The sequence below is a fragment of the Methylobacterium sp. Leaf399 genome (genome assembly GCF_001424525.1).
Taxonomy (GTDB): Bacteria; Pseudomonadota; Alphaproteobacteria; order Rhizobiales; family Beijerinckiaceae; genus Methylobacterium.
Map to the genome: position 1 here is coordinate 415119 of NZ_LMQK01000012.1, position 15559 is coordinate 430677.

Here is a 15559-nt window from a genome sequence, read left to right on the forward strand (position 1 = left end):
TCCTTGCGATCATCACGATGGCGTCTTTAGGGTCGTTCCGGTTAAGCGACGGTTCCGTCAACCTTGATGGAGCCTTGACCGGGTCGCCCATGTGCGGCGACGCACCGTACCGGGCCGCCGCTCGGAACGGCCAACGCACCCTGGCCGCGCAGACTCCGGGCGCTCGGTCTCGGCCGGCGACGTCTCGCAATCGTTGCGACGCCGCGACCACCTTGGTCGCGCGTTAACCATTCCGCTCCTATCGTCGCCGATCTGAAGCGGATGGCCGCCATGGACCGCAAGCCCGTCGTTCTGGTCGTCGAGGACAACTACATCCTCCTCGATCTCCTCTCCACCCTGTGCAAGCGGCAGGGCATCACCGCGACGGCGGTGTCGAGCGGCGAGGACGCCATGGCCTTCCTGCGCGGCAACCCCGGCGAGGTCGACTGGCTGTTCACGGACATCAACCTGCCCGGCCTGATCGACGGCTGGGTGGTGGCCGAGGCCTACCGGGCGCTCAATCCGGGGCGGCCGGTCATCTACACTTCGGCATCGCGCCTTCCCGAACGGTCGGCGGTTGCCGGAAGCGTGTTCCTGCGAAAGCCGTTTCGGGTGAACGATCTCGTCGAACTCGTGCGGATGATGGCCGCCCCTCCTCGCCGGGCCCTGCGAGCCGCAGGCTGATGGGGCGGGGTCGGGCGCGTCGTCAGGCCGTCGTCTCGCGCAGAAACGTCTCCACGATCTCGGGCATACCGAGCCAGGTCTCCACGCGGTGGCAAGCGATGTCGGCGGGGGCCTGTCGCGCGTAGAGGGCAAAGCTCGCGTCGATGAAGCCGCGCAGGTCGTAGAGCGTCGGGAACGCCTCTCCACGCGGTCGCGCCTTGAACAGGTAGGAGCCGGTCAGCCCGTAGGCCTCCGCGATGGGCGGGTAGATCGGCCAGACCACGTCTCGGGCGAGGTCGTCGCCGAGATAGTCCTCCACCGCCACCGGCTCTGGCGTCAGGCCGCTTTCCATCACGAGGCGCCTGGCGATGTCGCCGAGGACGAAGGCCTTGGGGTGGTTCAGGAGGTGCATGAACGCTCCCCGCCGGGACCAGCGCACCAGGTCGGCTCCCAGGGGGAAGCCGACCCCGTCGGCATTGGCCAGGAGGTCGCGGACCGCATCGTCCCAGCCGGCGAGGTAGCCCAGGCGCCTGAAGACGTCCTCGCGGTAGAGCCGCACCGTCTGTCCGGCATCGAGCCCGAGGCGATAGGCGAAGAGGGCAATCGCCGAGTGGTAGAAGCCGAGCGGCGACGGGGCGAGCTTCATGCCCGCCAGCGTGGTCATCGGCCCGGCGTAGACCATGTCGGGGTGATAGGCCTGGAACACCAGCGTCGGGAAGCGGACGATGCGCGGGTCGAGCACCCGCAGGGCGTCGGTCCCGCCGGGGATCAGGTCCGGCGGGACGAACTGGCTGTAGACATGGGCGTGGCCGGCGATCTGTTCCGCGAGTGCTTCGACGGTGCTGTAGCGGCGGCGCAGCGTGCCCATCGGAATGTAAGTGACCGGGCTGCCCGGACGGAGCAGGCGGATCGCCTGAGCGATGCCGCGCGCCTGGCAGTTGCCGATCACCGCGAAGGACGGGCCGTGGCCATCCGTTCGACCCGATCGGCCGGTCCGCCACGGTCTCGCCCAGGATGATGCCGACAAGGCCAGGGACCTGATCGCGCGGTGCGGCAGATTGTGCAAGGACACCGTAGGCAGGACCACGAGGCAGGACCACGATACGCGCCGGGTTGTCGGGCACTCGACCGCCGGATGACGCGACGGCGCCGGATCTCTCTCGGCCGGACAATACCCGCGAAAAAGGTGTCTCGATGGCGACGAACCCCTACAGCGATCTACCGGCCGAGCGGTTCTGGCGCAAGGTCGTCACCAACCTGCCGCCCTTCGCGGTGGACCCGCGCCCGCGCAGCCCCTTCGCCATCGGCCTCGCCGACAAGGTCGCCACCGGCGGTTCCTGCTTCGCCCAGCGCGTGGCCGAGGCCCTGCGCGAGGCCGGCTTCAACTACCACGTCACCGAAGGTGCCGGCGCGGATATGCCGGCCGACGAGGTTCGCGAGCGCCAGTTCGGCACCTTCTCGGCCCGCTACGGCAACCTCTACTACACGCGCCAGTTCACCCAGCTGTTCGACCGGGCCTACGGCCTCTTCACGCCCGAGCTGTCGGTCTGGGAGCGCGAGGACGGCCGCTACGTCGATCCGTTCCGGCCGACCGTGGAGCCTGCGGGCTTCGCGACACCGGCGCAGGTCGAGGCCGCCAGGGTCGATCATTTCGCCCGTGTCCGCGAGCTGTTCGAGACCCTCGACGTCTTCGTCCTGACCCTGGGCCTCACCGAGGGATGGCGCTGGCGGGCCGACGGCGCCGCCCTGCCCCTCGCCCCGGGCGTCGCCGGAGGCAGCTACGATCCGGCGCTCTACGAGTGCGTCAACGCCGGCGCGGCGGAAGTGCTGGGCGACCTCCAGGGCTTCCTCGACCGGCTGTGGAGCGTGAATCCGGCCGCCCGGGTGATCGTCACGGTCTCCCCCGTGCCGATGATCGCCACCTACATGGACCGCCACGTCATGGTGTCCAACAGCTACTCGAAATCCGTCCTGCGGGTGGCGGCCGGCGAGGTCTGCGCCTCGGGCGATCCCCGCCTCGTGTACTTTCCGGCCTACGACCTCGTGACCAGCAACGTGAACGCGGGGCGCTACTACAACGACGACCAGCGCACGATCTCGGAGGCCGGCGTGCGCCACGTGATGCGCTCGTTCCTGGCCACCTTCGCGCCCGACCGCGCCGGGCCGCCGCTGGCGATGTCGAGCCTGTCGGCCGAGTACCAGAGCACCACGGGGGTGATCTGCGACGAGGAGGAGATCGAGCGCAGCGTCGCCTGACCGGGGCCGAAAAAGGACCGGCGGCGGGCGCGCTACTGCAGATGCCGGGCGTAGGTGTCCCCGGCCTGGCGCTTCAGGTCGGCGCCGGCCTCCCGGCCGATGCGCGCGGCGTCGGCCACCGGCCCGGATCGCGAGACCGCCCAATGAGCCGACCCGTCGGGCAGGAACAGCAGTCCGTCGAGGGCGAGGTGGTCGCCGGTGATCCGTGCCAGCGCCGCGATCGGCGTGCGGCAGGACCCGTCGAGTTCCGCCAGCAGGCCGCGCTCGGCCGCCAGTTCCGCCGTCGCCGTGGCCGAGACCAGGGGGGCGAGCAGGGCGCGTACGTCGGCATCGTCCTCGCGGCATTCGATCCCGAGCGCGCCTTGCGCCACGGCCGGCAGCATCTCCTCGACGGCGAGGACGCTGCGGGCGACATCGACCATCCCGAGGCGCTCCAACCCGCACAGGGCCAGCAGGGTGGCGTCGCAGGTGCCCTCCTGGAGCTTGCGCATGCGGGTGTTGGCGTTGCCCCGCATCGGCACGATGCGCAGGTCGGGCCGCCGCATCAGCACCTGGGCCGCCCGGCGCAGCGACGAGGTCCCGACACTGGCGCCCGGGGCGAGGTCCGACAGGCGATCGACGTCGCGCGCCAGGAAGGCGTCGCGCGGATCGTCGCGCTCCAGGACGCAGGCGATCACGAGACCGTCGGGCAGCCAGGTCTCCACGTCCTTCATGGAATGAACGGCCACGTCGACCACGTCGGCGAACAGCGCCTGCTCCAGTTCCTTCGTGAACAGGCCCTTGCCGCCGATCTCGGAGAGCGGCCGGTCGAGGATACGGTCGGCGACCGTGTTGACCACCACGATCTCGGTCTCCAGCCCCGGATTGGCGGCCACGATCTTGTCACGGACCATGCCGGTCTGGGCCAGGGCCATCGGGCTGCCGCGGGTACCGATGCGCAGGGGACGCTGGATCATGGACGAAAACGCTCTCGACGGGTCGCGGCTGCGACGACGGGCCTGCCGTCTTGGTACGCAAGCCACGCGCGCCTGTCACCGGCTCTCCGCAGGCGCAGGCCCCTCGCGACCGTGTCTTCACCATGTCCTGCCATGCCGTCCTCCCGCCCGCACCGGGCGAGGATCGTGGACGGTCGCCACCGCTCCGGCACGGCCGCCCGCTCGGGCGTCGCCGGGTCGAACGCCTGCGCTCGCGGAGAGATCATCCGGCGCCTCGCCGCGATGGAAAAGACGACGCGCACCGCGACGGAGGTATTCCGGTGACCACGATCGCTTCAAACGAGCGGCCACAACCAACGATATCTTAGGATCTTGCATTCACGCTTTTGTGACGATGGGGCGATGGCGCCTCGATCGGGGTTGACCATGAGATCGAACGCGACCGGGCCAGACCCGCTGCAACGACGCCTCGGCGCCATCGCTTCGAACGCGGTGGGCACCCAGGCCTTCACGGCTCCGGATGCGGACGCGGTCGCCCTGCGCAGCGAGGCGCGCGAGCGCCTTCGGGCCGGAGACCCCGGCCTGCGTCAGGTCAAAATGCGTGACGGCGATGCCGCCGCCAAGGAGCGGGCATCGCGGACCTGGCCGCTCTGGGTGGTGTTCGACATCCTGCTGCTGTTGCTGATCGTGCCCCTCGTCGTCGCGGTCCCGCCCCTGCTCGATTGCCGGCAGAAGCACGACGAAAACGCTCTGTTCGTCGGCGAAACCTTCGAGCGATGCGCGCGGCACGGCATCGCCGAACGGTGGAACGCCCTCGACAGCCGGCTCAAGATGTTCGTGCGCGGCTCCGGCTGACGAAACGGGCGGCCGCCATTTGCGTCAGAACGACCGGAGGGACAGTTCGGTATGCTCGACGCTGGGGGGCGACTCGAAATACGGCGAGACCAGCGCCCGGTAGTCCTTCCAATCCTGGGAATTCACGAATCCGACGGTGTGGTCCTCAAGGGTGTCCCACTCGATCAGTAGGCGGTAGCGCTGGGGCTTCTCAATCGAGCGGCGGAGGGCGAAGCTACGGCAGCCCTTGGCCGTTCTGAAGTAGGCGGCCGCCTTGGCGATGCCGGCTTCGAAATCGGTTTCCGTCCCGGCTTTCACGTCGATCTGAGCGATTTCGAGGATCATGCGACATTCCTGGTTCTTGGGTTGTACGCGCCTGGACAGGGCGGTCACTGCAGGGGACGGCCGAGCTTTCGCGCCAGGATCCGCTGCGGGCTACGCTCGGGATCGGCCTGGGCGGCGACGGGCAGGTAGGCGGTCTGCTCCAGCATGTAGCGGCCGCCCATGGCGCCGTGCATGACGAGGTCCGAGAAGGTCACCCAGGTCTGGCCGGGCGTGAACAGCACGTCCTGCTGGGGGGCCTTGGCCTGGTAGTCGAGGTCCTGCTTCAGGGCATCGTGGAGATGCAGCATGAGGTGGTCGTATTCCGAGCGCCGCGCCTTGGTGATGCGCAGGGCCGCCAGCAGCCGTGCCGAGAGCGGCGAGTAGCCGGGCAGGCGCGGCAGGAATTTCTCGGCCATGCTGCCGAAATCCTCGCCCACCCGCCACCGCCGCGGCTGCCCGTCGCGGTTGATATTGCGAAAGATCCGCAGGATGCGCTTCTCACCGATGGGATTGGAGGGGAAGGCGTCCACGTGCAGGCGGGTATCGTCGCGCCGCCAGCTCAGCTTGCGCTGGTCCACCTCGAACGGGCGATAGGAGGTGCCGGCCAGGGTCACCTTGCCGAGGTAGGCCGGCAGGTGGGTCCGGATCAGGTCATCGGCAAAGCCCCGGTAGCGCAACAGCAGGGCGCGCAGCGCCGCCTGCTCCTCGGGCGTGCCGGCGGCCCCCTTGAGGGTGGCGGCCTCGCCGCGGATGTTGACGTTCTTGGCCTTGCCGTCGGCGAAGGGGCGCTCGACGAACCGCTCCTCGAACGGGCTCAAGGGGAAGTCGAGGTCCGGGAACATCAGTACCGCGCCGCCCTCGAGCGCATCCACGAGGCTGGTCGCGCCGCTCGGGGGCGCCCCGGTCGGCACGGACACGATCGGACTGATCATCGGCGGTGGACCTCCGGTGGGCGACAGGGTCGCGGGTGTAGCCGATGGCGAGGGCGCAGGCCAAGGGGCGGGTCGCGGGACGCGCCGAGGAGCGGTCCGGCTGGATTCCGAAGTCGGCCGTGACGTCACTTCGCAGTGGATGACGGTGTCGTCCGGTTGCCAGGCGTACATGCCGAGCCCACCTTCGAACGAATACTGTTTCCCGACCTCGTCGCGTCGGGAATCGCGTGATTCGGTTCGAGAGCCGACGGGGATGATGCGCCGATGGCCACGTTGAAGGAATTCGAGGAGTCCCTGCGCGAGCACGGCATGCTCATGGCGCTGGCGCTGCTCGAGCGTCTGCGCGAGCGTGACCGCGCGACCCGCACGATCAAGCCCGCCCGTCGCCTGACCGGCCAGAAGATGACCCCCGAACTCGCCCGCGCGATCCTCGACCTGCACGCCTCCACCGGCATGACGCAGCAGGAGATCGCCTTCAAGGTCGGCGTCAACCAGGGCCGGGTCAACGAGGTGATCAAGCGCGGCAAGTGGCTCAACGACGACCCGCAATCGCCCGAAGCGGTGGCCCGCGACAAGGCCAAGGCCAAGATGCGCGGCGATGCGCCGGCCAAGCGCCCGGCCGCGCCGGCCAGACCCCAGGCCTCTCGCCCGACACGTGCGAAGCCGCCGCGGCCGGCGCGGCCCGCGAAACCCGCCGGGCCTCAAGGACAGCTGGTCTTCGGCGATCTCTAGAGGTCGGAGATCTCCAGGCTTCGGAGATGTTCAGGCGTGGCCGACGCCTCCGATCTGCCCGCGCCCGGTCGACGCGAGCACACTAGGTTCGTGGATCCGGGCGACAGGCCGGCGTGTTTTCCGTCCGGATCATCGCAGATGGGACAAGCCTCATGACCCGCCCCGCCACCCTCCGCACCGGCCTCGTCCTCGGGCTCGTCGTTCTGTCGACCTCGGCGCAGGCGCAGCGTCCGTCAACGGTCGACATGACCTGCCGGCAGGCCCAGGCCACCGTCGCTCAGGCCGGCGGCATCGTGCTCGGCACCGGCGGTCCGACCTACGATCGCTTCGTGCGCGACCGTGGCTTCTGCGAGGTGACCGAGATCGCCACCCGCGCCATCGCACCGACCCGCGACACGCCGCAATGCTTCATCGGCTACCGCTGCAAGGAGCCCGGTCGCGGCGACCGTTTCGACGGCGCCTTCTAGCACCGGCCCCTGGTATAGATCCGCACGAAAGGCGCCCCGACCTCGGTCGGGGCGCTTCGGTCAGCATGTGATGAATGGCTCATTCGGAGCCGGTCGCTCGAAACCGATCAGGCGGCTTCCCGGGTCCGGCTCTCCTGGGCGGTGCCCTCGATCACCGGTGTCGTCCGGGTCGATCCCGACGCGATCTGAATGTGGCGCGGCTTCTTCGCCTCCGGAATCTCGCGGACGAGATCGATATGGAGCAGGCCGTGATCGAGTGACGCACCCGTCACCTGAACGTAGTCGGCGAGCTGGAAGCGACGCTCGAAACCGCGTGCGGCTATACCCTGGTGCAGCACCTCGGTCGTGCGAGAGGCCTCGCCCTTGCGCTCGCCCTTCAGGGTCAGCGCATTCTCCTTGACCTCGATGGAGAGATCCGCCTCCGTGAAGCCGGCGACGGCCACGGTGATCCTGTAGGCGTTCTCGCCGGTGCGCTCGATGTTGTAGGGCGGATAGCTGGAGACGGCGTCGCTGGCGACGAACTGGTCGAGGGCCGAGAACAGGCGATCGAAGCCGACGGTCGAACGGTAGAGGGGAGCAAGATCGAACTGGCGCATGACATATCCTCCAAGTGAAGCAACATGTAACGTCAAGGTCCGCCCGAAGGCCGGACTGTCGTGCCGCCGTATTGGCCGGCACAGGACTGAGATCGGTATGCTTTTCCGACCCTTCAAGAGGTCCGCCCATCGGGGCGGCCGATTTTTTTCGCGCTCCTTTTGCGATTTCAGGACCGGCCGATGCTGACCCTGCGTGACACCCCCGACAATCCCGTCCCCCCCGGCGGCACCCTCGTGCCGGTGGTCACGTCCGACGGGATCACCCTGCGGGCCGCCCATTGGACGTCCACCGGGCGGATGCAGAAGGGCACCGTCTGCCTGGTCCAGGGTCGAGCCGAATTCATCGAGAAGTACTACGAGACCATCGGCGACCTGAGGGCCCGGGGATTCGCCGTGGTGGCCTTCGATTGGCGGGGCCACGGTGAATCCGCGCGGGTGCTCGACGATCCCCATCGCGGCCATATCGGCCGGTTCGAGGAGTATCGCCGCGACCTCAAGGCCATCGAGGACGCGGTGCTGCGCCCGTCCATGCCGCATCCCCACGTCTGCCTCGCCCATTCGATGGGGGGTGCCGTCGTGCTCACCGGGGCGGTGGAGGGCTGGTTGCCGTTCCGGCGGATCGTCACGGTGGCGCCGATGCTGGGGCTGACGATGGTACGCTGGCCGCGAGTCAATTCGGTCGCCGCCCGTCTCCTGCAGCGCATCGGCCTCGGGCAGCGCTACATTGCCGGCGGCAACGCCGTGTCGATCGCCACCAAGCCCTTCGAAGGCAACCGCCTCAGCGGCGACCGCGTCCGCTATGCCCGCAACGCCAGGGCGGCGCAGGCGGTGGGGGCGGGAGCCGTCGGCGATCCGAGCATCGCCTGGGCGGCCGAGGCCTTCCGGGCCATGGCACGCCTGCGCGACCTGCGTCTGGCCGGCACCATCACGATCCCGACGCTGATCGTCGCCGCCGGCGCCGATCCGGTCTGCTGCACGGCCACGACCGAGCGGTTCGGCGCGCGGATGCGAGTGGGCGACGTCATCGTCCTGCCCGGCGCCCGCCACGAGATCCTGTCCGAGACCGACGTCATCCGCGACCGGTTCTGGGCCGCGTTCGACGCATTCGTGCCCGGCACCGCCGTCGCCGAGGCCGATCCGGCCGCGCTGGCGGTGGGATGAGGGTGCAGCTCAGGGGTTGAGGATCGCCAGGGCGGCCTCGTGGAGGCGTCGGTCCCCGGCGGCCACGATGCGGCCGCCGCCCGCGGCCGAACCGCCGTCCCAGGTGGTGATCACGCCCCCTGCCCCCTCGACGATCGGGATGAGGGCGACGATGTCGTAGGGCTTGAGGCCCGCCTCGACGACGAGGTCGATCTGGCCGGCGGCGAGCATGCAATAGGCGTAGCAGTCGGTGCCGTAGCGCGACAGGCGCGTGCGGCCTTCCAGGGTCGCGAACCGCTCGCGCTCCTCGCCGGGAGCGAACAGGCGCGGGTCGGTGGTCGCCAGCAGGGCTTCCGAGAGATCGGCGATGCGCCGGGTGCAGAGGATGCGCTCGCCACGCGGTCCGCGCAGCCGCGCCCCGCCGCCGTCTCCGGAGAAGCTCTCGCCGAGGAAGGGCTGGTGCATCAGTCCACGCACCGGCACGCCGTTGCGCGTGAGGCCGATCAGGGTGCCCCAGGTCGGCAGGCCGGCCACGAAGGCCCGCGTCCCGTCGATGGGGTCGAGCACCCAGACGTATTCGGATTCGAGCCGCTCGTCGCCGAACTCCTCACCCAGGATGCCATGGGTCGGGAAGGTCTTTCCGATCAGCTTGCGCAGGACGAGTTCGGCGGCGCGGTCGGCTTCCGTCACCGGATCGAACGCCCCGGCACCGCGGGTCTTGTCATCCATGCCGAAGGCGGCCCGGAAGAACGGCAGGATCGCCTGGCCCGACTGGGCGGCGAGATCGTCCATGAACCGCGCGAGATCGACCACCGCCATCGCATGACCCCCCGTTCGGCCCTTCAGCGTCGATGAGGCAAGCCGTCTCGGCCAGCCAGCGTCAAGGGCTTTTCGAGGGTCGTCACGCCTGGGCGGTGGGCGGTCCGGCCAGGATGCGGCCGAGGTCGAGGTCGGCGGGGGCGACGACGGGCGCCGGCTCGACCGCGGCCGGCTCGGGCGGCATGGCGGGGCCGGGGTCGGCGGCGGCCATGGCCGCGACGGCCTCCAGGGAGGTACGGAACGAAACGAGGTTGGCATCCGCGCCGATGTCGCGCTTCGCGGCCTCGTCGGGGAGGGTATCGTCCGCCTGCCAGACGCCGACCGCCACCGGGATGTCGGGCATGCGCCGGCGCAACCGCGTCACGAGGCGGCGCAGGTGTGTCGGCTCACCGTTGATGGCCAGAGATACCACGCACATCATCCGGGCCGGCCCCGTCTCGCCGTCGTCGTCGCGGAAATCGTCGATCTTGGCCTTGGACACCTCGGAGAACGGGACCACGCGGATGCCGAAGCCGCGCTTGGCCAGGAGTTGGGCGAGGATCGCGCAGGCGGCATCGTCGACGAAGCTGCGGCCGGCCACGCACAGCACCGCGCCGGGCCGGCGCCAGGCCGGCGGCACCTCCGCCACGCGCTCCGTGGCGTCCCCCGCCACCTCGCGGCCGGCCATGTCCTCGACGAGCCCGGCGATGCTGGCGCGGATGTCGGTCTTCTGCTCGGCGGTGAGGACACCGCGCCCGGCGTCCCGCGCGGCGAGCTCGAGCCCCTTCAGGACGACGTCGTCGTAATAGCTGAGCATCGAGCAGGACTGCAGCAGCAGTTCGGCGTGCTCCTGCGCTTCCTCCGGGTCGTCGGCGAGGATGCGCTGGTAGAAATTCTCCACCGGGGTCAGGGCCGGCTTGTCGCCGAACAGGACCTCCAGGAATTCGAGCTTGTCGACGTGCCGGCCGAGCACCACCAGGCACACCGTCAACGGCGTCGACAGCAGCAGCCCGACCGGCCCCCACAGCCAGGTCCAGAACAGCGCCGAGACGAGGACGGCGAACGGCGACATGCCGGTGGAGTGGCCGTACAGCATCGGCTCGATGAAGTGGCCGACCAGCGGTTCGAGGATGAGGAACAGGATCAGCGTCGCGATGACCATCGACCAGCCTGGGTCGACCGCGGCGGCCAGCGCCAGCGGGAAGACGGCCGAGACGACGGCGCCGATGTAGGGCACGAACCGCATCAACGCCGAGAAGATGCCCCAGAGCACCGGATTCGGCACACCGATGAAATAGAGCCCGACCCCGATCACCACGCCGAAGGCGACGTTGAGGCCGAGCTGGACCAGGAAGTAGCGGCTCAGGCGGCGGGCGGCGTCGTCCATCGCCACGGTGGTGCGGTGGAGGTCGTTCGAGCCCACGAGCCGGATCATGCGGTCGCGCAGGTCCTCGCGCTGCATCAGCAGGAACAGCAGCACGATGAACACGATGCCGGTGGTCGCCAGGGGGTGCAGCACCGGCGAGAGCACCGTGGTGGCGAGTTCGACGGGGCTCGGCGGGCGCTCGCGCACCTCCACCAGGATCGGCTTCACCGGCGGGGGCTGGGGCGCCGCCTCGGTCTTGGGAGCCTCGTCCTTCGGTTTCTCGTCCGTCCGCTCGCCCTCGCGCATGGAGCGGCCGATGCTGGCGACATAACCCGTCAACCGGCCGGCCGGACTGTCGCGCAGGCCCTCGACCTTGCGCTCGATGGTGTCGCGATAGCGTGGCACGTCGCCGGCGAGATCGGCGAGCTGGACGCCGATCAGGGTGGCGAGCGCCGCCGCGATCCCGAGCGTCAGCAGGACGGCGGACGCCACCGCGAAGAGACGGCCCAGGCGCAGCCTGCGCAGGAGGTTCACGAGGGGGCCGAGGACGAACGACAGCAGGATCGCGATGGCGATGGGGATCAGGACGTCCCGCGCCACGTAGAGCCCGGCGATCAAGACCGCGGTGACGATGACCGGTGAGACGAGCACGGGCGGCGGTGTCTCGGCGGGCGGTACGCGGGTGCCCCGCAAGCGCGGGAGGGACGCCTTCGCATTCATTCCGATGATCAAGCCCGCTCTCGACGACGCCCCACGGGCGCGGCATCCGTATTCAAAACGACGGTCCGGCACCAATCGATCCCTGGCGCCGGCGGGATGTCCCGGTGGACGGGTCCGGGTGCCGGGGATTCACGCCGTCGCGAACGGCGCCAGCCGGTAGCCGCCGTCTTCCAGCGCCGCCCGGACCGCCCGTGCCGTCGCCACGGCGCCGGGCGCGTCACCGTGTACGCAGACCGTGTCGATGGACACCGGGATCGCCCGTCCCGACAGGGTCTCGATCACGCCCGCCGCCGCCATCCGCACGACGCGGGCCGCCACCGCCGGGGGATCGTGGATCACCGCCCCGGGGAGGCTGCGGTCGGCGAGCTGGCCGTCCTCGTCGTAGGCGCGGTCGGCGTAGATTTCCCGGATCGTCCTGAGGCCCGCCCGCTCCGCCGCGCGTTCGGCCGCCAGTCCGGGCATCACCGTCACGGGAAGGGTGCGGTCGACCGCGCGCACCGCCCTGGCTATGGCCCCGGCGACGCCGTCCTCCCGGTTCGACAGGTTCGCCAGGGCACCGTGGGCCTTGACGTAAGTCACGACATGCCCGGCCAGGGCGGCGCAGGCCTGCAGCGCCCCGATCTGATAGGCGACCTCGGCCTCGATCTCCGCCTCGCTCAGGCGGATCGGGCGCCGGCCGAAGCCGCGGCGGTCCTCGAAGCCCGGATGGGCGCCGATCGCCACCCCCCTCCCCTTCGCAGCGGCGGCGGTGGCGACCATGATGACGGGATCGCCGCCATGGAAGCCGCAGGCGACGTTGGCCGAGGTGACGATGTCCAGAAGCGCCGCATCGTCGCCGATCCGGTAGGGCCCGAAGCCCTCGCCGAGGTCGGCATTGAGGTCGATGACCTTTCCGTCACCGGCAGCCCCCGTCATGACCGCGCCACCGCGCGGGCGACGGGAACGCCCGGCCGTATTGGCCGACCGCGCACGGCCCGGATCCCAGGGCAGGTGTTCATGGGTGAGAACAAGTGTTCATAGGTGGGGGCATGTGTTCATGGGTGGGGACATGCCCGAACGGCCTGATTTTTCCAAGCCGTGCCCGATACGGCGTTTGAGGATGGCATGACCCCGAGGGTGCCGGTTCATTGCGCGCTCCCGCATCGACGCGTCGCCGAGGCCTTCGACGGTCGGCGTGAACACAGTCTTGGCGCCGGGTGATGTCCTGGCGTGATCTGTTCTTGAACGGACGACGACCCCGCCCGACGGGATGAAACCGGATCGATAGCGCTACCGACCGGCCGAAATCCCCCCGTCTTTATGAAACTGTAATGCGCCGCCACGGATAATCCGCGCAACGAAACACAAGAGGGACGCGACCCCGTGGCTGGACTGACGATCTCGAGGGAGGACAGGGCGGCGCGTTCGGCCGAGGCGGCTCCCGCCGGGGTGAGCATCCGCGGCATCGCCGAGGAGATCGGCGAGATCAAACGGATCTCGTTCGACAAGAGCCGCCGCATCCAGGGCATCACCGGCCAGGTCAAGATGCTGGCGCTCAACGCCCTGATCGAGGCGGCGCGCGCCGGCGAGATGGGGCGCGGCTTCTCCGTGGTCGCCCAGGAGGTGCGGGCGATCGGAGCCGAGATCGAGGTCATCGCCAAGGCCCTCGAGGACGAGCTCTCGGACAGGATCGCGGGGCTCCAGGGCCGGTTCGAGAGCCTGTCGCAGGCGTCCGAGGACGCCCGCCTCACCGACCTCGCCCTCAATGCGGTCGAGTTGATCGACCGCAATCTCTACGAGCGCACCTGCGACGTCCGCTGGTGGGCCACCGACACCGCCATCGTCGAATGCGCCGCCGCGCCCTCGCCGGAACGTATCGCCTACGCCATGGAGCGGCTCGCGGTCATCCTCGGGGCCTATACGGTCTACCTCGACCTGTGGCTGTGCGACCTCGACGGCCGGGTCGTCGCCCATGGCCGCCCCGACCGCTATCCCGGCCTGACCGGGCGAAGCGTGGCGGGCGAAACCTGGTTTCGCGAGGCGATGGCCCTGCCCGCCGGCGACGCCTACGTCGCCGGCGACGTCGCCCGGCAGGGCCTGCTCGGCGGCGCCCAGGTCGCCACCTATTGCGCCGGCATCCGCGCCGGCGGAAGCGCCAACGGCCGGCCGCTGGGCATCCTCGCCGTCCATTTCGACTGGGAGCCGCAGGCCAAGGCCATCGTCGAGGGCGTGCGCGTCAGCCCCGAGGACAGGGCGCGCACCCGCGTTCTCCTCGTGGATGCCGACAGGCGCGTCCTGGCCGCCTCCGACGGCAAGGGCGCCCTCACCGAGACCCTGGCCTTCGCCCCCGGAACGCAGGCGAGCGGCGCCGCGCGCAGCCCGACCTCCGGCGCGGTCACCGCCTTCCACCGCACGCCCGGCTACGAGACCTATGCGGGGCTCGGCTGGTACGGCGTCATCGTGCAGACGCCGCCCGCGTGAGGAAGGTTCAGACCACGACCGGCATCGCCGCCAGTTCGCCGACACCGAACACCCGCCGGTAGCGCGCGATCTCGGCCTCGGGCCCGATCGCCTTCGAGGGATTGTCCGAGATCTTGACCGTGGGCCGGCCGTTGGCGGCGATGACCTTGCAGACGATGGAGATCGGGTCGAGGCCGCCCTCCGGCGCCAGCTCGCGGAAATCGTTGGTCAGAAGGGTGCCCCAACCGTAGCCGATCCGCATGCGCCCGTGGAAATGGGCGTGGATCGCCTCGATGGTGGAGATGTCGAGGCCGTCGGAGAAGATCGCCAGTTTTTCGCGCGGGTCGCAGCCCCGCGACCGCCACCAGGCGATCGCCTCCTCGCCGCCGGCGATGGGCTCCTTCGAGTCGATGCGGATGCCGGTCCAGGCATCGATCCAGTCCGGGGCCTCGGCCAGGAAGCCGGTGGTGCCGTAGGTGTCGGGCAGCATGACGAGGAGATTGCCGGCATAATCCTGCTGCCAGTCGGCGAGCACGTCGTAGGGCGCGCGGGCCAGCGCCGCGTCGCCGTCCGCGAGGGCCGCATAGACCATCGGCAGCTCGTGGGCGTTGGTGCCCACCGCCTCGACCTCCCGGCGCAGGGCGATGAGGCAGTTCGAGGTGCCGAGGAAGGCCTCGCCCAGGCCCTCGCGCATCGCTTCGACGCACCAGTCCTGCCACAGGAATCCGTGCCGTCGCCGGGTCCCGAAATCCGCGATCGACAGACCGGGCAGGCGCTTGAGGCGCTCGATCTTCTCCCAGACCCGGGTCATGGCCCGCGCATAGAGGATCTGCAGGTCGAATTTGCCGAGGCTGCGCAACACGCCGCGCGAGCGCAGCTCGTTGAGGATGGCCAGCGCCGGCACCTCCCACATCGTCGTCTCGATCCACGGGCCGTGGAAGGTGAGGACGTATTGCCCGTCGCGGGCCTCGAGCTCGTACTCGGGCAGGGAAAAGCCCTCGAACCACTCCATGAAATCGGACGAGAACATCTGCCGGCGACCGTAGAAGGTGTTGCCCCGCAGCCAGGTCGACTCGCCGCGGCTGAGGCGCAGCGAGCGGGCGTGGTCGAGCTGCTCGCGCAAGGCGCCGGCATCGATGAAATCGGCGAGCCGGACGCTGCGGCTGCGGTTCTGGATCCCGAAGGTCACGTCGGCGTCGCGGTGTCGCCGAAAGATCGTCTGTGCCATGAGGAGCTTGTAGAAATCGGTGTCGAGCAGCGACCGCACCACCGGGTCGATGGAAAAGTTGTGGTTGTGCACCCGCGTCGCGAGATCGAGCATGTGGCCGGTACCGGTCATGCGGAGCCCCTCGCCCGCCTCGGCCAGAGGCGCACGAGG

Annotated in this window: 16 protein-coding genes; 7 read left to right on the forward strand and 9 right to left on the reverse strand. The window is 69.8% G+C overall.

From position 1 onward, the window contains the following. The first annotated feature begins 270 nt into the window (after positions 1-270). Positions 271-663 (forward strand): response regulator, encoded by a 393-nt coding sequence (locus tag ASG40_RS10020; RefSeq protein ID WP_055884768.1) that lies wholly within the window; start codon positions 271-273, stop codon positions 661-663. Between the two features lie 22 nt (positions 664-685). On the opposite strand, the gene ASG40_RS10025 is transcribed toward ASG40_RS10020, so the two are convergent. Then, entirely contained in the window at positions 686-1591 is a 906-nt protein-coding gene (locus tag ASG40_RS10025) for a WcbI family polysaccharide biosynthesis putative acetyltransferase (protein WP_244480581.1), read from the reverse strand. Positions 1592-1836: 245 nt separating this feature from the next. Between ASG40_RS10025 and ASG40_RS10030 the strand changes: the two genes are divergently transcribed. Further along, positions 1837-2898 carry a GSCFA domain-containing protein gene (locus ASG40_RS10030; protein WP_055884451.1) on the forward strand — a complete coding sequence of 354 codons (1062 nt, stop codon included), beginning with the start codon at positions 1837-1839 and terminating at the stop codon, positions 2896-2898. 32 nt (positions 2899-2930) lie between these two features. On the opposite strand, the gene hemC is transcribed toward ASG40_RS10030, so the two are convergent. Next, positions 2931-3854 carry a hydroxymethylbilane synthase gene (gene hemC / locus ASG40_RS10035; RefSeq protein WP_055884454.1) on the reverse strand — a complete coding sequence of 308 codons (924 nt, stop codon included), beginning with the start codon at positions 3852-3854 and terminating at the stop codon, positions 2931-2933. Between the two features lie 405 nt (positions 3855-4259). Between hemC and ASG40_RS10040 the strand changes: the two genes are divergently transcribed. Beyond that, entirely contained in the window at positions 4260-4688 is a 429-nt protein-coding gene (locus ASG40_RS10040) for a hypothetical protein (protein WP_055884459.1), read from the forward strand. 24 nt (positions 4689-4712) lie between these two features. On the opposite strand, the gene ASG40_RS10045 is transcribed toward ASG40_RS10040, so the two are convergent. Then, the gene (locus tag ASG40_RS10045) at positions 4713-5012 is read right to left on the reverse strand and encodes an antibiotic biosynthesis monooxygenase family protein (RefSeq protein ID WP_055884463.1); all 300 of its coding nucleotides are present in this window, start codon (positions 5010-5012) and stop codon (positions 4713-4715) included. Between the two features lie 44 nt (positions 5013-5056). Continuing rightward, positions 5057-5923: a Kdo hydroxylase family protein gene (locus ASG40_RS10050; RefSeq protein WP_055884469.1), complete on the reverse strand. Its 867-nt coding sequence runs from the start codon at positions 5921-5923 to the stop codon at positions 5057-5059. A gap of 264 nt (positions 5924-6187) precedes the next feature. Here ASG40_RS10050 and ASG40_RS10055 point away from each other — a divergent pair, with 264 nt between their 5' ends. Beyond that, positions 6188-6655: a hypothetical protein gene (locus tag ASG40_RS10055; RefSeq protein WP_055884473.1), complete on the forward strand. Its 468-nt coding sequence runs from the start codon at positions 6188-6190 to the stop codon at positions 6653-6655. A 152-nt stretch (positions 6656-6807) separates the two neighbouring features. Next, positions 6808-7122 (forward strand): hypothetical protein, encoded by a 315-nt coding sequence (locus ASG40_RS10060; RefSeq protein WP_055884477.1) that lies wholly within the window; start codon positions 6808-6810, stop codon positions 7120-7122. A 107-nt stretch (positions 7123-7229) separates the two neighbouring features. Here the strand turns inward: ASG40_RS10060 and ASG40_RS10065 are convergent, their stop codons facing one another. Next, positions 7230-7718 carry an Hsp20 family protein gene (locus tag ASG40_RS10065; RefSeq protein ID WP_055884480.1) on the reverse strand — a complete coding sequence of 163 codons (489 nt, stop codon included), beginning with the start codon at positions 7716-7718 and terminating at the stop codon, positions 7230-7232. Positions 7719-7898: 180 nt separating this feature from the next. Between ASG40_RS10065 and ASG40_RS10070 the strand changes: the two genes are divergently transcribed. After that, complete coding sequence (locus ASG40_RS10070) at positions 7899-8879, forward strand: alpha/beta fold hydrolase (RefSeq protein ID WP_055884484.1); 981 nt, start codon at positions 7899-7901, stop codon at positions 8877-8879. Between the two features lie 9 nt (positions 8880-8888). Here the strand turns inward: ASG40_RS10070 and hisN are convergent, their stop codons facing one another. The 3 genes from hisN to ASG40_RS10085 form a co-directional block, all read right to left on the reverse strand. Beyond that, positions 8889-9677: a histidinol-phosphatase gene (hisN, locus tag ASG40_RS10075; RefSeq protein WP_055884488.1), complete on the reverse strand. Its 789-nt coding sequence runs from the start codon at positions 9675-9677 to the stop codon at positions 8889-8891. Between the two features lie 82 nt (positions 9678-9759). Next, positions 9760-11742 carry an AI-2E family transporter gene (locus ASG40_RS10080; protein ID WP_082523993.1) on the reverse strand — a complete coding sequence of 661 codons (1983 nt, stop codon included), beginning with the start codon at positions 11740-11742 and terminating at the stop codon, positions 9760-9762. 129 nt (positions 11743-11871) lie between these two features. Next, positions 11872-12657 (reverse strand): LamB/YcsF family protein, encoded by a 786-nt coding sequence (locus ASG40_RS10085; RefSeq protein ID WP_055884495.1) that lies wholly within the window; start codon positions 12655-12657, stop codon positions 11872-11874. A 513-nt stretch (positions 12658-13170) separates the two neighbouring features. Here ASG40_RS10085 and ASG40_RS22370 point away from each other — a divergent pair. Then, entirely contained in the window at positions 13171-14202 is a 1032-nt protein-coding gene (locus tag ASG40_RS22370) for a methyl-accepting chemotaxis protein (RefSeq protein ID WP_274533825.1), read from the forward strand. Positions 14203-14209: 7 nt separating this feature from the next. On the opposite strand, the gene ASG40_RS10095 is transcribed toward ASG40_RS22370, so the two are convergent. Then, positions 14210-15502, reverse strand: a complete 1293-nt coding sequence (locus ASG40_RS10095; RefSeq protein ID WP_055884779.1) for a nicotinate phosphoribosyltransferase — start codon at positions 15500-15502, stop codon at positions 14210-14212. Positions 15503-15559: the final 57 nt, after the last annotated feature.

Bases quoted from the DNA above. Each gene is read 5' to 3' on its own strand.
- hisN (WP_055884488.1), bottom strand. From the start codon at position 9,677: ATGGCGGTGGTCGATCTCGCGCGGTTCATGGACGATCTCGCCGCCCAG.
- ASG40_RS10080 (WP_082523993.1), bottom strand. From the start codon at position 11,742: ATGAATGCGAAGGCGTCCCTCCCGCGCTTGCGGGGCACCCGCGTACCG.
- ASG40_RS10065 (WP_055884480.1), bottom strand. From the start codon at position 7,718: ATGCGCCAGTTCGATCTTGCTCCCCTCTACCGTTCGACCGTCGGCTTC.
- ASG40_RS10020 (WP_055884768.1), top strand. From the start codon at position 271: ATGGACCGCAAGCCCGTCGTTCTGGTCGTCGAGGACAACTACATCCTC.
- ASG40_RS10095 (WP_055884779.1), bottom strand. From the start codon at position 15,502: ATGCTCGATCTCGCGACGCGGGTGCACAACCACAACTTTTCCATCGAC.
- ASG40_RS10070 (WP_055884484.1), top strand. From the start codon at position 7,899: ATGCTGACCCTGCGTGACACCCCCGACAATCCCGTCCCCCCCGGCGGC.
- ASG40_RS10040 (WP_055884459.1), top strand. From the start codon at position 4,260: ATGAGATCGAACGCGACCGGGCCAGACCCGCTGCAACGACGCCTCGGC.
- ASG40_RS10085 (WP_055884495.1), bottom strand. From the start codon at position 12,657: ATGACGGGGGCTGCCGGTGACGGAAAGGTCATCGACCTCAATGCCGAC.
- ASG40_RS10030 (WP_055884451.1), top strand. From the start codon at position 1,837: ATGGCGACGAACCCCTACAGCGATCTACCGGCCGAGCGGTTCTGGCGC.
- ASG40_RS10045 (WP_055884463.1), bottom strand. From the start codon at position 5,012: ATGATCCTCGAAATCGCTCAGATCGACGTGAAAGCCGGGACGGAAACC.
- hemC (WP_055884454.1), bottom strand. From the start codon at position 3,854: ATGATCCAGCGTCCCCTGCGCATCGGTACCCGCGGCAGCCCGATGGCC.
- ASG40_RS10055 (WP_055884473.1), top strand. From the start codon at position 6,188: ATGGCCACGTTGAAGGAATTCGAGGAGTCCCTGCGCGAGCACGGCATG.
- ASG40_RS10050 (WP_055884469.1), bottom strand. From the start codon at position 5,923: ATGATCAGTCCGATCGTGTCCGTGCCGACCGGGGCGCCCCCGAGCGGC.
- ASG40_RS10060 (WP_055884477.1), top strand. From the start codon at position 6,808: ATGACCCGCCCCGCCACCCTCCGCACCGGCCTCGTCCTCGGGCTCGTC.